This is a genomic window from Streptomyces sp. NPDC030245 (assembly GCF_055572995.1).
The window spans coordinates 203375-216652 of the sequence record NZ_JBVICF010000007.1; the positions used below are offsets into that span (position 1 = coordinate 203375).

The window sequence follows — 13278 nt, forward strand, 5'->3', positions numbered from 1 at the left end:
GGCGGCGGTACGACCGTGCGCCCCGGGGCCCATTTATTTACCCGCCCCAGGGCAGGTAATGCGACATACGGATGATAAGTGAAGCACTCGGCCGCTGCCTGTTGCTGCAAAAGGGTGAATGGGTTTTGCGGGTCGGAACCCCGACAACTTAAATCCCGTTAGAAGGACTGTCGACGCTTACTGAAAAGCGTCGCAGCTACCGGACGCCAGGAAGGCACCAAGAAAGCCATGAACACCAAGAAGATCCTCGCGGGCTCCATGCTGACGCTGACCGCCACCGGCATGGCCGTCACCCCTGCCATGGCTGACGAGGAGGTGCACGGTCACTACTCGCAGAACATCGAGATCATCCGCGACGTCTGCCCGACCATCCAGGACATCGACGTCATCACCATCGAGGTGCTCGACGAGGCCCGCACCTTCCAGTGCAACGAGGTCCGCCAGCACTCGAAGGTCCACGACGACTCCTCCGCCCCCGCGCTGCCCATCCTCGGCGCCGTCATCGACTGACGCTGAAGCAGTCCGGCGGTAGGCGAGTCCTACTACGGCTCCGGGGCCGCTGTCTCGACAGCGGCCCCGGCGTTTTGTTGTTTCCCTGCTGTTCGTTGTTTGACAAATAAAAAAGCCCCTCACGGGGTGGTCTTGCAACCGCCCCGTGAAGAGCCGACGAGAACTGCGGCTACTCAGTCGTCGTCTTCTTCGCCACGGAAGCCACCGAAGCTACCGCCGCTGAAGATTCCCGCGTTGGACGAAGACTTGACGATGTCAAAGTTGTTGCCGCCCCAGCCCGCGGAGTACTCGCGGTCGCAGGCGGACGCCGAGCCCGCACCGACTGCCATGGCAGCGACAACAACGGCCGCACAAGCAATTGCCTTCTTGATCATCTTCACCCTCTGGTCGAGTGTTCGCGCCGCCCCGGGCATGGGGAGGCGTTCGCGACGATCCTCCCCGGGGCATCGGAAAAGAGAGACCGCGAAAAGCCGGGCCCACTCCTTCGAGAGCGGATATTGGGCCGATTGGCACGTCGGCCGGCAGGCGCCCGCCGCTCGCCCTTTCAGCCGGTCCAGAAATGCCACCAGCGCGTCACGACCGCCATTCCGATCGCGCCCACGTGCATCACGGGAGGCGCCCACGCGAACTCGCTCAGGAATGCGCGCACTCCCCGCGGGGCGGGCAGAAATCCGGCACGTACGTTGTGCGCCGTCACGTACCAGAACATGAGCGTGGTGGCGGCCCAGGCCAGAGCGCACCACAGGCAGAGAGAGTTGATGCGGTAGAGCGACTGGAATTGCAGCCAGCTACAGAACGCGACACCGAATGCGGTGCCCGCATGGAAGGTGAGCCAGTACCAGCGGGGGTGGCGCGCCCCGCAGATCAGGCCGACGCCGACGCAGATCACGACGGAATAGGCGACGAGCCCCAGCAGCGGATTGGGAAACCCGAACACCGCCGCCTGTTCGCTGCGCATGATGTTGCCGCAGGCGACCACGGGATTGAGGCTGCACGCGGGGACGTACTCCGGGTCCGCGAGAAGACGCATCTTGTCGAGGGTGATGACCCACGCCGCCAGCAGCCCCGCCGCGCCGGTGGTCACCAGCAGCAGACCGAAGGACCGGTCGGCCTCCTGTGCAGGGGGCGCATCCGCGGAAGGCGCGCCGGCACGGTGCGTACCGCGCTCGCCGACGGCCTGGAGCGGTACTCGGTGCGGCCGTTCGGTGGTGCGGCGCATCAGCGCGGGGTCCGTGCGGGCGGCGGGCGGTGGTGAGGCCGTGCGCCGGAAGTCGAGGTCATGGGGGGAACCGTATAGACGCGGGCGTACGGGTCCCGCGCGGTTGTCACTCGTGTGGCGCAGCCCAGGTCCGCCATCACACGAAAGAGGTCACCCGGTCGGCTGCGGCGCCGGTGTGCCGCCTGGAAGCGCCGGAGGGCCGGTCCGTGGAAGAGGTGACCGGCCCGGCCGGGGGCGGTGGTGCGGTACTGCGGGCGCCCGGTGGGGCGAACGGACGCTACTTGGCGAGGGGAAGCTGACCGATGAACTTGGCGGGGCCGTCCGCGGACTTCACGATGTCCATGGTGTCCTTGCTGTCCCTGGTGCCCTTGGTGGCCTTGCCGGCGCCGGAGTCGCTCTTCTCGGGGTTGAGCACGTCCGTGACCGGCTTGGTGTCGAGCGCGGAGCGGCCGGTGAGGCTGTCGAGGCCACCGTTCAGGCCGGCGGGCGTCGGACCCACGGCGAACGCGGGCGCGGCGGAACCGGCGAGGGCGAGCGAACCCGCAAGGACAGCAACAGCCTTCAGGGCCTTCATCATGTTCCTTCCTCGGCGACGTGCGTCGCCTGTGGGTGAGCACTGTGCAGGCAACGTCTGCCCGCTGTCTCTCTTCGCCGGAACTAACGAGCCGAGTCCGGTACGGAAACCCCTGGCCCGTGGGGCCGCCGGGAACTCACTCGAATGAAGTGGCCGCTCACTCTCAGATCAACCGGTCAATTCAGGCGGCTCGTTGAGGGCCTCTTCGGCCGGGTCTTCGGCCGGGACTTCGGCCGGGCCTTCGGCGGGGACTTCGGCCTTCGGGGAGTTCTGCGCGGGCGGGCCGCCCAGCACGGAGCCGAGGAGAGAGCTGACCAGGCCGGTGAGGGCGGGCCCGACCGACCCGAGCAGCGACTTGGGCTCGCCGTCCTTGGTGTCACCGCGCGGTTCGTCAAGCGGCTCCCGCAGTTCCGTCACGGTGTCGTCCGTGTCGTCCAGCGGGTCGGGCACGGTGTCGTCCGTGGGGTCGGGCGGTGCCGGGGCGGCGTCCTGCGGCACCCGGTCCTTCTGGTCGGTGAGCGCCCAGGCGGGCGGTTCGTCGGCCGTCCGGGAGGCGAAGGCCGGTCCGGCCGTGCCGAGAAGCAGCGTCGCGCACAGAGTGGTGGTCGCGAGGCGCCGTACGGGCAGAGCGCGCATAGGTGAATTCCCCTTCGGTGCTGCGTCGGATCTTGTGCTCACCGTGGGAGCGGCGGACGCCGACCGCAACCGATCAGCCGTGCCGGGCAGCGTGCCTGCGCGGGCCGCCGAGACCGTTCGCGCAGGTAGGAAGGGGAGGGGTCGGCCGGGCGCCGGCCGGCGGGCGCCCACTCCATTCGGGGCACGGCGGCCGGCACGGCCGAGTGCCGTGCCGACACACGGAACGGCCGCCCCGGCTCTTCCGCGGGCGGCCGTTCGTCGGACGGTGCGTCAGTGGTTGGCGCACCGGTTGCCGAACGCGGGGTTCAGCAGACCGATGACGTCGATGGTGTTGCCGCACACGTTCACCGGGACCTCCACGGGGGTCTGGACGACATTGCCCGAGAGCGATCCCGAGGAGTCGACGGCGGTGCCGTGCGCGCCGCTGTCGGCCGTGGCGACACCGGCGGAACCGGCCGCGGCTGCGGCGGCGACGGCGGACAGGGCGAAGGCCTTGGTGGTGCGCGACATGGAGTACTGCTCCTCGGTGCTGGTGCGACATACGGGTGGGACCCCGTACGGACGGACGGTGGGTGCCCGTCCTGAGGGACCAACTGCCGCCCCCGGTGCCTGGTTGTCGCCCGGACGGGTGATGCGCGGCCGAATCCATTCCGGTGATGGCGTCCCGCACCGCCCTCTTCCCCTTCCGACACACGTGCCGAGGTTGGCCGAGCCGCTCGCCTCAGCGGTTACTGTTGCGCTTCCCTTTAGGACATTCCTCTCATAGACCTCAGATTCGGTCATTAAGTACGAATCACCCCAGCTATGCATCGCCACATCTCCGTCGTGGTGCAGAGTTCTCCCCTCGGAAGGTCAACGCCGTCATGCGTCACTCTCTGGGCCCGAGTCGCGTGTCGCGCATCCTGCACGTCAGCCAGCCCGTGGACGGCGGCGTGGCGCGGGTCGTCGTCGACCTGGCCACCGCGCAGGCCGCCGCGGGGACGGACGTACACGTGGCCTGCCCCCAACAGGGCTTCCTGCCGCGGGCGTTGGGCGCCGCCGGCATCCGCGTCCACCCCTGGGACGCCTCCCGCTCCCCCGGCCCCCGGCTCAGGACCGAGGTGAGGGAGCTGAAGCGCGTCATCGGGGCGGTGGGGCCCGCGCTCGTCCACGCGCACAGCGCCAAGGCCGGGCTCGCCGCCCGCCTCGCGCTGCGCGGCGGCGTACCCACGGTCTTCCAGCCGCACGCCTGGTCCTTCGAGGCGGTCGGCGGCCCCACCGCGCTCCTGGCCCGCAGCTGGGAACGGAGCGCGGCCCGCTGGGCGACGCGCATCGTCTGCGTCAGCGAGGCCGAGCGGGCCACCGGCCTGCGCGCAGGTGTCGTCGGCTCGTACGCGGTGGTCCCCAACGGCGTGGACACCACCCGGTTCGCGCCCGGCCCGCCCGCGCCCGGCCACCACGGCCCCTCGGACGGACCGCTCGTGGTGTGCGTCGGGCGGCTCTGCCGGCAGAAGGGGCAGGACGTGCTGCTGCGGGCCTGGCCGGCGGTGGCCGCGCGGGTGCCCGGGGCCCGGCTCGTCCTCGTCGGGGACGGGCCGGACGCGGAGCGGCTGCGGGAACGGGCCGGGCCGCGGGTCGCGTTCGCCGGGGCGACCGCCGACGCCGCCCCCTGGTACCGGGCGGCCGACGTGGTCGTCCTGCCGTCCCGCTGGGAGGGCATGGCGCTGGCCCCGCTCGAAGCCATGGCCTGCGCCCGTCCGGTCGTCGTCACCGACGTGGACGGCGCCCGGGAGAGCCTGCCGCCCGCCCACCACGCGCACGCCCTCGTACCACCGGAGGACGACGTGGCCCTGGCACGGGCGCTGACCGCCCTGCTGCGGGACGGAGAACTCCGCGCCGAGCTGGGGCGGCACGGCCGGCGGCACGTACTGGACCACCACGACGCACGGTGTGCCGCGGCCGCGATCGACGCGGTCTACGGCGAGCTTCTGGGCACGGCGCCCACCGAACGCAGGGAGTGCACCACCACGTGAGTGCGGAACGGACCGTTGCCTCCTCATCGGCTCAGCCACGGCAGGACACCCAGGCCCCGCCCGGAACCTTCGTCGTCGCACCACGCGAGGCGACGGCCCGCCGCGCCGGGGCGGCGGCACGGCGGCCCGCCCGCCGCCGGCGCTCGGCCGCCGCACTGGTGACCGTCGACTGCGCCGCGGCCCTCCTCGGCCTGCTGCTCCTCGACGACCCGCGGCAACAGGCCGTACTGGCGCCCCTGCTCGTGGCCAGCGTGCTGGTCCTCAACGCGCGGGGCCGCCTGTACGAGTACGCCCCGCTGCCCGACACACTCGGCCGGCTGCCGTCACTCGCCGGGCGGATCGCGCTCGGCTGGTCCGTCACCGCCGTCCTCGCGCCCGCGCTGCTCGCCGCGGAGCACCTGCCGCCGGGCACGCTGCTCGGCATGGCCGCGGCACAGTCCCTGCTGAGCTTCGCCGGGCGCGCCCTCGTCCACCGGCGGCGGCGGGCCGCCACCCTGCGCAGGCCGCTCCCGGTCCTGGTGCTGGGCCCCGCCGCGCAGGCGCACGGTGTGGCCGCGGCGCTGCTGCGGCGCCCCGGCTGCGGTATGCGGCCCGTCGGCATCGTCAGCGAGGCGGCGGCGGAGTCCGGGCCCGAACTGCCAGTACCGGAACTGCCGGTGCCCGAGCAGCCGGTGTCCGAGGCGCCGCTGCCCGAGCTGCCGGTGCTCTGCACGGAGGACGAACTCCACCGGGCGGTGATCCAGAACGACGTCCGGGCCGTGTTCCTCCTCGCCGGGCGCGGCGCCGAGCCCGCCGGATGGCTGCCGGCCCTGCACGGCCTGGGCTGCGACCTGTGGGAGCTGGACCCGCACTGCGCGGAGGGCGGGCACAGACCGGACGGGCCCCGGCAGTACGTGGCCGGGTTCGCCTGCCGTCCGCTGAGCGCCGGGTGCCGGGGGGCCGGGGCCGGCAAGCGTCTCCTCGACATCGCGGTGTCGGGCGTCCTGCTCCTCGCGGCCGCACCGGTCCTCGCCGTCTGCGCCCTGGTGCTGCGGGCCGTGGAGGGCCCCGGCGTGATCTTCCGGCAGGAGCGCGTCGGCAAGGACGGGCAGCTCTTCACCCTGCTGAAGTTCCGCACCCACCGCCCCGCCGACCAGCAGGAGGCGGCGACCCGGTGGAGCGTCGCCGACGAGCACCGCATGAGCGCGTTCTGCCGGTTCCTGCGGGGCACCTCGCTGGACGAGCTGCCCCAGCTGTGGAACGTGCTCAGGGGTGACATGAGCCTCGTCGGACCGCGGCCCGAACGGCCCTTCTTCGTCACGCAGTTCAGCCAGACCTATCCCGGCTACGCCCACCGGCACCGCATGCCGACCGGCATCACCGGCCTTGCCCAGATCCACGGACTGCGCGGCGACACCTCCATCGAGGACCGGTGCCGCTTCGACAACGCCTACATCGACAGCTGGTCGTTCTGGCAGGACCTGTGCATCCTGCTGCGGACCGTCGGCTGCCTCGTACGCCGCACGGGGAGCTGAGCGCGGTGAACCACCTGTCGACCGCGCTGCCGCACGGGTCCCGCCCGTACGACGTGGTGCTGTCCGAGCTGAGGCGGAGCGCTCCGGTGCTGCCGGTGGTGCTCCTGGTCGCCCTGCTCGCGCTGCCGGTGCCGTCCGAGGGCGCCGCCTCCGCGGGCGGCGGGGGCGGCACCGGCACCCTCGCCGACGCGGCGTCCGCCCTCGTCGTCGGCTTCTGCGCCGTCCGTGCCGTCCGCGGCGTGCGGGCCGGGCGGCGCCCGCTGACCCGCACCGCCGCGGTCCTCCTCGGGCTGCCGGTCGTCGGCATCACCGTGGCCGCCTTCGGCGCCTCGTCCGCCGCGACCGGCGTCACCGGGGCCGCACGCTATCTCCAGATCTTCGTCCTCGTGCCGGCCGCCGTGCTGCTGCTGATCCGCGACGCCCACCACTTCCGCCTCCTCGCCTGGTCGTTCGTGGCGCTCGGGCTGTGGCAGGGCGTCATCGGCGTACACCAGAACCTGACCGGCACCGGCGCCTCGTACATGGGCGAGGACATCCGCGCGGTGGGCACGTTCGGCTCCACGGACGTCATGGGGATGGCCACCGTCGTCTCGTACGGACTCGTCTGCGCGCTCGCGCTGGCCTTCCGTCCCCATGCGCCGCGCCAACGCTCCGCCGCGGTGGTCTGCGCCGCCCTGCTGACCGTGCCGCTCGCCCTCTCCTTCAGCCGCGGCGCGTGGATCGCCGCCGCGGTGGCCTGCACCGGGGTGCTGCTGCTCGCCGGGGTGCGCCGGGCGGGCCGGGCCCTGCTGGCCGCGGGCGCCGCCGGCGTGATCCTGGTGGCAGGCTTCGGGGTGGGCTCCACGATGCTCCAGGAACGCCTCAGCAGCATCACTCAAGTCACCGGCACACCCGACCAGTCGGTCACCGACCGGTACACGATGTGGGCCGCGTCGGTCGACATGTGGCGGGAGCGGCCGGTGACCGGAGTGGGCCTGAAGGGGTTCCCCGACCACCGCGACAGCCACGCCTCGCTGGCCCTCTCCGCGGGCAGTGACACCGCGGGGGCCGGCAGAGGCTTCGTCCGGCAGCCCTTGTTGTCCCCGCACAACATGTACCTGTTGGTCCTCGGCGAACAGGGGTTGCTCGGTCTCACCACGCTGGCCGGCTGCTGGGCGGCGCTCGCGGTGTGCGCGGTGCGGCGGTGGCGGCGGGTCCGGCGGAGCGGCGCCGGTGGCCCGGGACTCGACTGTGCGCTGGTGGCCTGCGGGCTGCTGCTCTGGCAGCTGACCGACTTCGTGTACGCCGACATCGGCGGCCCCTCCACCGTCCTGACCGGCGTCGCCTTCGGCCTCGCGGCCTGGTGGGCGGTCGGCGTCCACGAGCGGCCCGGGACGGGGGGTGCCCGATGACGGCCGTGCCGTCGCCGACGGTCGGGGCGGCTCCCCCTGGCGGCCGGAAGGCGGCCGGCGGTGGTCGGGAGGCGGCCGGGAAGACCGGCGGCTCGTTCCTCGCCAAGGCCGCGCTCGTCACGGCCGCGCTCTCCGTCGCCGGTTCGCTCCTCGGGCTCGTACGCGACCAGGCGCTGGCGCACTTCTTCGGCGCCGGCACCGACACCGACGCCTTCCTGGTGGCGTGGACGGTCCCCGAGGTGGCCGCGACGCTGCTCATCGAGGACGGCCTCGCCTTCTTCCTCGTGCCCGCGTTCAGTCTGGCCCTCGCGCGCCGCGCGGACGGCCCGTCCGCCGACCCGGTCCTTGAGCTCGTACGGGCGTCGCTGCCGCGGATGGCCCTGTGGTTCACGGGCGCCGCCGCACTCCTGATCGCGGCGGCCCCGTACCTGGTCGCCGTGCTGGCCCCCGGCCTGCCCGATCCGCGGCTGGCCGTCGACTGCACCCGGCTGACCGCCACCTGCGCCCTGACCTTCGGGCTCACCGGCTATTGCAGCGCGGCGCTGCGGGCGCACCAGCGGTTCGTGGCGCCCGCGACGGTCTACGTCGCCTACAACGCGGCCATCATCGCCGCCGTGTTCGCGCTCGCGGTACCGCTCGGGGTGCGGGCCGCGGCGGCGGGCGTGGCCGTGGGGGGCGCCCTCATGGTCGTCGTACAGGCGCCCTCGCTGTGGCGGCAGCTGCGGCGCCCGTACGGTCCTGGGTCCGCGACCACGAGTGGGTCCAAACCCGAGCCCGAGCCCGCCAAGGCCCTCCAGACCGCCATCATCTGGACGGTCCTGCTGTTCGCCCTGTGCCGTCAGTCGCAGGTCCTCATCGAGCGGTTCCTCGCCTCGTCGCTGCCCGCCGGGGCCATCTCGCACCTGAACTACGCGCAGAAGGTCGCGCAGATGCCGATGGCCCTGGCCCTCATGATCTGCACGGTCACCTTCCCCGTGGTCGCACGGGCCCTGGCCATGGGCGAGAAGGAGCGTGCCCGCGACCGCGTCGAGCGCGATGTCGTCCTGGCCGGGTGCGTGGTCCTCGTGGGCGCGGCCGCCGTCGTCGCCGCCGCGCCACCGCTCATCGAACTGCTCTTCCAGCGCGGCGCCTTCACCGCCCGGGACACGGCCACCACCGCCTCGGTGATGCGCGTCTACGCGCTGGGCCTGCTCGGCCACACGCTGGTGGGCGCGCTGGCCCGGGCGCACTTCTCCGTGGCCAGGACCACCTGGGTGCCGCTCTTCGCCATGTCCGTCGGCGTCGTCACCACCGCGGGCATCGGCTTCCTGACCGTCGGCACGTGGGGCGTCCACGGGATCGCCGGGGCCAACGCGACGGGCGTCTGCGTCAGCGCCCTGCTCCTGCTGCGCGGGCTCGGCCCGCGCACCGTGCCGGTCAGGACACGGGCCCTCGTCGGGCAGCTCGGCCGCCTGACGCTCGCCGCCGGGGGCGCCGCGCTGCTCGGCGCCCTGGTCGCGGGGGCCGTGCCGCGGCCCGCCCTCGCCGTCCTCGCGAGCTTCACCGCGGTCACCGTCTCCTTCGCGCTCCTCGGCCGGCTCCTGGGGGTGCGGCCGTGGACCACCGTCCTTCGCTCCGTCGGCAGAAAGCTGCGTCATGTCCGTTGACCTCACTCCGCCCGCGCCGTCCGGTACGGAGCCCTTCCTGCGGCTGCGGCCGCCGCGCAACCCGGCGTGGGTGGCGATGTACCACTCCGTCGCGGACCCCTCCGACGACCCGTACGAGATCACCGTCGCGCCGGACCGGCTGGCCGAGCAGCTGCGGTGGCTGCGGCGCCAGGGGCTGCGCGGCGTGTCGATGAGCCACCTGCTGGAGGCGTGCGCGCGGGGCCGGGAGCACAACCTCGTGGGCCTCACCTTCGACGACGGCTACCGCGACTTCGTCGAGCACGCGCTGCCGCTGCTCGGGGAGTACGACTGCACGGCGACCCTCTTCGTCCTGCCGGGCCGGCTCGACGGCGACAACGCCTGGGACCCGCTCGGCCCCCGCAAACCGCTCCTCGGCGCGGACGGCATCCGGCACGCGGCCGCGAGCGGCGTCGAGATCGGCTCGCACGGCCTGACCCACATCGACCTGACCGCCGCCGACGACGGGCTGCTGCGCCGCGAGGTGAGCGACAGCCGCGCGGCGCTGCGCGAGCTGACCGGCGGCGAGGTGCGGGGCTTCTGCTACCCCTACGGCCACGTCGACGAGCGCGTCGTGGCGGCGGTGCGGGACGCCGGATACGGGTACGGGTGCGCGATCGCGCCGGGCACGCTCGCCGGGACGTACGCCCTGCCCCGCGTCCACGTCGGCCAGGGCGACACGGCCTGGCGCCTGCGGCTGAAGCTGCGCACGAACCGGCTGCGGCGCCGCGCGCTCGACGGCTCGGCGGTGGCGGAATGAAGGTCCTGCACATCATCACCGGGCTCGGGGTGGGCGGCGCCGAGCAGCAACTGCGCCTGCTGCTGCGCCACTTGCCGGTGCCGAGCGACGTGGTCACGCTCACCAACGCGGGCACCGTCGCGCAGGGCATCGAGGCCGACGGCACCCGCGTCACCGACCTCGGCATGGCCGGCAACCGCGATGTGGCGGCGCTGCCGCGGCTGACCCGGCTGATCCGGGTGGGCCGGTACGACGTGGTGCACACCCACCTCTACCGCGCCTGCCTGTACGGGCGCGTCGCGGCCCGGATGGCGGGGGTGCGCGCGGTGGTGGCCACCGAACACTCCCTGGGCGACTCGCAGATGGAGGGGCGGCCGCTGACGCCGGGGGTGCGCGCCCTGTATCTGGCCGGGGAGCGGCTCGGCCGGATGACGGTGGCCGTCTCGCCCGCCGTGGGGGCGCGGCTGCACCGGTGGGGCGTGCCGCACCAGCGCATCCGGGTGGTGCCGAACGGCATCGAGGTCGAGCGCTTCCGCTTCGACCCGGTGGCCCGCGCCCGCACCCGCGCCCGCCTCGACCTGCCGGAGCACGCGTTCGTCGTCGGCGGCGTGGGGCGGCTGGCCACCGGCAAACGCTTCGACGTCCTCCTCGAGGCCGCCGCCCGGCTGCCCGAGGACTTCGTCGTCGTCCTGGTGGGGAGCGGTCCTCAGGAGGAGGGGCTGCGGCGGCTCGCGCACCGGCTCGGCATCGCCGACCGGGTGCGGTTCACCGGTGAGTCCACCCACGACGCGGACGGCCTGCCCGCGCTGCTCTCCGCCATGGACGTCCTGGCCTCCCCCTCCCCCGAGGAGGCCTTCGGCCTGGCGCTCGTCGAAGGTCTGGCCGCCGGGCTCCCCGTGCTCTACGCGTCCTGCCCCGCCGTCGAAGGCCTCGGCGCCGCCGAACGGACCGGCGCCGCCCACTGCCCGAGCGACCCGGACTCCTTCGCGCAGGCCCTGCACGGCCTGCGCGGCGACGTCCCGCCGCACCGCGAGGCACCGGCGGCGGTGCGCCACTACAGCATCACCCGAAGCGCCGGTCAACTGATGGACGTCTACACGTCGGTCGTTCCCGGCCCGACCCTGGAGGTGACCCCTCGATGAGTGACTCCGCGCACGCGCACTCGCGCACCGGACCCCTGCGAGCCCGCCTCGCCCGGCTGCCCCGCTGGTCGGCCCTGCCCGCCTGCGCGGTCCTCGGCGCCCTCTTCGGTGCCGGGTACGGCGCCGCGCAGACCCCGGAGTACACCGCCACGAGTTACGTCGTCGCCGTCCCGCAGGCGAAGGCGGACCCGGCCACGGCGCTGGGCTTCGCCCAGGCGTACGGCCGGGTGGCGACGCAGCTCGCCGTGCTGGGCGACGCGCAGGTGGCGGCGGGCATGTCGGCCACGGAGCTGCGGGACAGGGTGCGGGTGGCCACGTCCCCCGACGCGCCGATGATCGCGGTCTCGGCCACCACGGAAGACCCCGGCTCCGCCGTCACCGCCGCCAACGCCGTGGCGCGGTCGCTCGCCACGAGCGCCAACCACTCCAAGGGCAGCACCCAGGTCAAGCTCCTGCCGTTCTCCCGCGCCCTGGCGCCCGACGCGCCCTCGTCGCTCTCCACCGGGGTGACGACCCTGGTCGGCGCGAGCGCCGGCGGGCTGCTCGGCGGCCTCGCGCTCCTGGTCCGCCCGCGCGCGCGTACGGAGACGGCGGCGGGGGCCTCCGTCCCCGGGCCCGCGTCCGGCCTGGTCCGGAGCGCCCCATGAGCACGGCACCGGCGAGCACGGCACCGAGCAGCCTCCCCACGGCCCAGCTCTGCGTGGACGAGGACGAGTTCGAGGCGCTGGCCGAGCAGTGGGGGCGGCTGCACCGGGCGTGTGCGGCGGCGACGCCGTTCCAGAGCCATGCGTGGCTGGCGTCCTGGTGGCGGTCGTACGGCAGCCGCGGCCGGCTGCGGGTGCTGCTCGTCCACAGCGGCGGGCGGCTGATCGCGGCGGCGCCGCTGATGCGGGTGGACCGTCCGCTCCCGGCGCTCAAGCCGCTGGGCGGCGCGATCTCCGACTTCACCGACGTGCTCCTTGACGGCGCGCACCGCGAGGAGGGGACGGAAGCGCTCCTCTCCGGCCTGTACGCGCTGGCCAGGACCGCGCTGATCGACTTCGGGGAGGTCAGGCCGGGCGCGTGCCTGGAGAGCCTCTACGAGCGGTGGCCGGGGCCGCGGCGCACGCTGGCCGCCTCCGACTGCCTGGAACTGCCCGCGCTGCCGATGGACGGGCTGCTCAAGCGGCTGCCGACGCCGCGGGCCCAGCGCGCCCGGGCCAAGATCCGCAAGCTGGCGGCGCTGGGGGTGGAGAGCCGCATCGTGCCCGTCGAGGAGGTGGAGTCCTCGGTGCGGACGCTGCTGCACCTGCACCAACTTCAGTGGCAGGGGCGCAAGGTGACCTCCGAGCACCTCCAGCCGCGGTTCCACGAGCACCTGCTCCGCTCCATGCGCCCGATGGTCGCGGCGGGCGAGGCCGTCCTCACCGAGTTCCGCCTGGACGGCGAGGTGCTGGCCGCGGACCTGACGCTGCTGTCGGGCACGCTGGCGGGCGGCTATCTGTACGGCGCCCATCCGCGGCTGCGGGAGCGCAAGGTGGATGTGGCGACGATGCTCCTCGATGCGTCCACCCGGCACACCGGGGGCGACCATCCGCGCGCGCTGAGCCTGCTGCGCGGCAACGAACCGTACAAGCACCACTGGCGGCCCGAGCCGGTCGCCAACCGGCGCTTCCTGCTGGCCCGCAGGCGCACCGCCCCCCTGGTGCACGCGGTGGCCTGGGGCGTGTCGGGTCGCCAGTGGGCGAAGCGGCGGCTGCGCGAGCGCGAGGAGGACGCGCGCCGCGGTGACGGGGACGGACGCCGCGGTGACGGGGACGGACGCCGCGGTGACGGGGACCCACGCCGCGGTGACGGAGCCTCGTCGTGACGGCTCGCGCCACCGCGGCGCGGCGGGA

Annotated in this window: 14 protein-coding genes; 9 read left to right on the plus strand and 5 right to left on the minus strand. The window is 73.7% G+C overall.

The features are described from left to right. Window positions 1–228 precede the first annotated feature (228 nt). Complete coding sequence (locus ACZ4Z4_RS20470) at window positions 229–510, plus strand: hypothetical protein (protein WP_468328827.1); 282 nt, start codon at window positions 229–231, stop codon at window positions 508–510. Between the two features lie 173 nt (window positions 511–683). Here the strand turns inward: ACZ4Z4_RS20470 and ACZ4Z4_RS20475 are convergent, their stop codons facing one another. The 5 genes from ACZ4Z4_RS20475 to ACZ4Z4_RS20495 form a co-directional block, all read right to left on the minus strand. Then, window positions 684–890, minus strand: coding sequence for a hypothetical protein (locus tag ACZ4Z4_RS20475; RefSeq protein ID WP_468328830.1), 207 nt, complete (start codon window positions 888–890; stop codon window positions 684–686). Window positions 891–1054: 164 nt separating this feature from the next. Then, entirely contained in the window at window positions 1055–1729 is a 675-nt protein-coding gene (locus tag ACZ4Z4_RS20480; protein ID WP_468328833.1) for a vitamin K epoxide reductase family protein, read from the minus strand. A 277-nt stretch (window positions 1730–2006) separates the two neighbouring features. After that, window positions 2007–2306 (minus strand): hypothetical protein, encoded by a 300-nt coding sequence (locus ACZ4Z4_RS20485; RefSeq protein ID WP_468328836.1) that lies wholly within the window; start codon window positions 2304–2306, stop codon window positions 2007–2009. A 165-nt stretch (window positions 2307–2471) separates the two neighbouring features. After that, window positions 2472–2939: a hypothetical protein gene (locus ACZ4Z4_RS20490; protein ID WP_468328839.1), complete on the minus strand. Its 468-nt coding sequence runs from the start codon at window positions 2937–2939 to the stop codon at window positions 2472–2474. A 270-nt stretch (window positions 2940–3209) separates the two neighbouring features. Further along, window positions 3210–3449 carry a chaplin gene (locus tag ACZ4Z4_RS20495; protein ID WP_468328842.1) on the minus strand — a complete coding sequence of 80 codons (240 nt, stop codon included), beginning with the start codon at window positions 3447–3449 and terminating at the stop codon, window positions 3210–3212. 353 nt (window positions 3450–3802) lie between these two features. On the opposite strand from ACZ4Z4_RS20495, the gene ACZ4Z4_RS20500 reads away from it, so the two are divergent. The 8 genes from ACZ4Z4_RS20500 to ACZ4Z4_RS20535 are packed head-to-tail and all read left to right on the plus strand — an operon-like array spanning window position 3803 to window position 13250. Further along, the gene (locus ACZ4Z4_RS20500) at window positions 3803–4951 is read left to right on the plus strand and encodes a glycosyltransferase (protein WP_468328845.1); all 1149 of its coding nucleotides are present in this window, start codon (window positions 3803–3805) and stop codon (window positions 4949–4951) included. Next, entirely contained in the window at window positions 4948–6465 is a 1518-nt protein-coding gene (locus ACZ4Z4_RS20505) for a sugar transferase (RefSeq protein WP_468328848.1), read from the plus strand. The genes ACZ4Z4_RS20500 and ACZ4Z4_RS20505 overlap by 4 nt, the downstream gene beginning before the upstream one ends. A gap of 14 nt (window positions 6466–6479) precedes the next feature. Beyond that, window positions 6480–7856: an O-antigen ligase family protein gene (locus ACZ4Z4_RS20510; RefSeq protein ID WP_468329447.1), complete on the plus strand. Its 1377-nt coding sequence runs from the start codon at window positions 6480–6482 to the stop codon at window positions 7854–7856. After that, window positions 7853–9502 carry a lipid II flippase MurJ gene (locus ACZ4Z4_RS20515; protein WP_468328851.1) on the plus strand — a complete coding sequence of 550 codons (1650 nt, stop codon included), beginning with the start codon at window positions 7853–7855 and terminating at the stop codon, window positions 9500–9502. The genes ACZ4Z4_RS20510 and ACZ4Z4_RS20515 overlap by 4 nt, the downstream gene beginning before the upstream one ends. Next, complete coding sequence (locus tag ACZ4Z4_RS20520) at window positions 9492–10280, plus strand: polysaccharide deacetylase family protein (RefSeq protein ID WP_468328854.1); 789 nt, start codon at window positions 9492–9494, stop codon at window positions 10278–10280. Before ACZ4Z4_RS20515 ends, ACZ4Z4_RS20520 begins: the two co-directional genes overlap by 11 nt. Beyond that, window positions 10277–11401 (plus strand): glycosyltransferase, encoded by a 1125-nt coding sequence (locus ACZ4Z4_RS20525; protein ID WP_468328857.1) that lies wholly within the window; start codon window positions 10277–10279, stop codon window positions 11399–11401. Before ACZ4Z4_RS20520 ends, ACZ4Z4_RS20525 begins: the two co-directional genes overlap by 4 nt. Then, complete coding sequence (locus ACZ4Z4_RS20530) at window positions 11398–12048, plus strand: YveK family protein (protein WP_468328860.1); 651 nt, start codon at window positions 11398–11400, stop codon at window positions 12046–12048. The genes ACZ4Z4_RS20525 and ACZ4Z4_RS20530 overlap by 4 nt, the downstream gene beginning before the upstream one ends. Further along, window positions 12045–13250 (plus strand): GNAT family N-acetyltransferase, encoded by a 1206-nt coding sequence (locus ACZ4Z4_RS20535; protein WP_468328863.1) that lies wholly within the window; start codon window positions 12045–12047, stop codon window positions 13248–13250. Before ACZ4Z4_RS20530 ends, ACZ4Z4_RS20535 begins: the two co-directional genes overlap by 4 nt. The last annotated feature ends 28 nt before the right edge of the window (window positions 13251–13278 follow it).

Coding starts and splice junctions, on each gene's coding strand:
- ACZ4Z4_RS20530 (WP_468328860.1), top strand. CDS start 11,398: ATGAGTGACTCCGCGCACGCGCACTCGCGCACCGGACCCCTGCGAGCC.
- ACZ4Z4_RS20490 (WP_468328839.1), bottom strand. CDS start 2,939: ATGCGCGCTCTGCCCGTACGGCGCCTCGCGACCACCACTCTGTGCGCG.
- ACZ4Z4_RS20480 (WP_468328833.1), bottom strand. CDS start 1,729: ATGCGCCGCACCACCGAACGGCCGCACCGAGTACCGCTCCAGGCCGTC.
- ACZ4Z4_RS20515 (WP_468328851.1), top strand. CDS start 7,853: ATGACGGCCGTGCCGTCGCCGACGGTCGGGGCGGCTCCCCCTGGCGGC.
- ACZ4Z4_RS20500 (WP_468328845.1), top strand. CDS start 3,803: ATGCGTCACTCTCTGGGCCCGAGTCGCGTGTCGCGCATCCTGCACGTC.
- ACZ4Z4_RS20485 (WP_468328836.1), bottom strand. CDS start 2,306: ATGATGAAGGCCCTGAAGGCTGTTGCTGTCCTTGCGGGTTCGCTCGCC.
- ACZ4Z4_RS20535 (WP_468328863.1), top strand. CDS start 12,045: ATGAGCACGGCACCGGCGAGCACGGCACCGAGCAGCCTCCCCACGGCC.
- ACZ4Z4_RS20495 (WP_468328842.1), bottom strand. CDS start 3,449: ATGTCGCGCACCACCAAGGCCTTCGCCCTGTCCGCCGTCGCCGCCGCA.
- ACZ4Z4_RS20525 (WP_468328857.1), top strand. CDS start 10,277: ATGAAGGTCCTGCACATCATCACCGGGCTCGGGGTGGGCGGCGCCGAG.
- ACZ4Z4_RS20520 (WP_468328854.1), top strand. CDS start 9,492: ATGTCCGTTGACCTCACTCCGCCCGCGCCGTCCGGTACGGAGCCCTTC.
- ACZ4Z4_RS20470 (WP_468328827.1), top strand. CDS start 229: ATGAACACCAAGAAGATCCTCGCGGGCTCCATGCTGACGCTGACCGCC.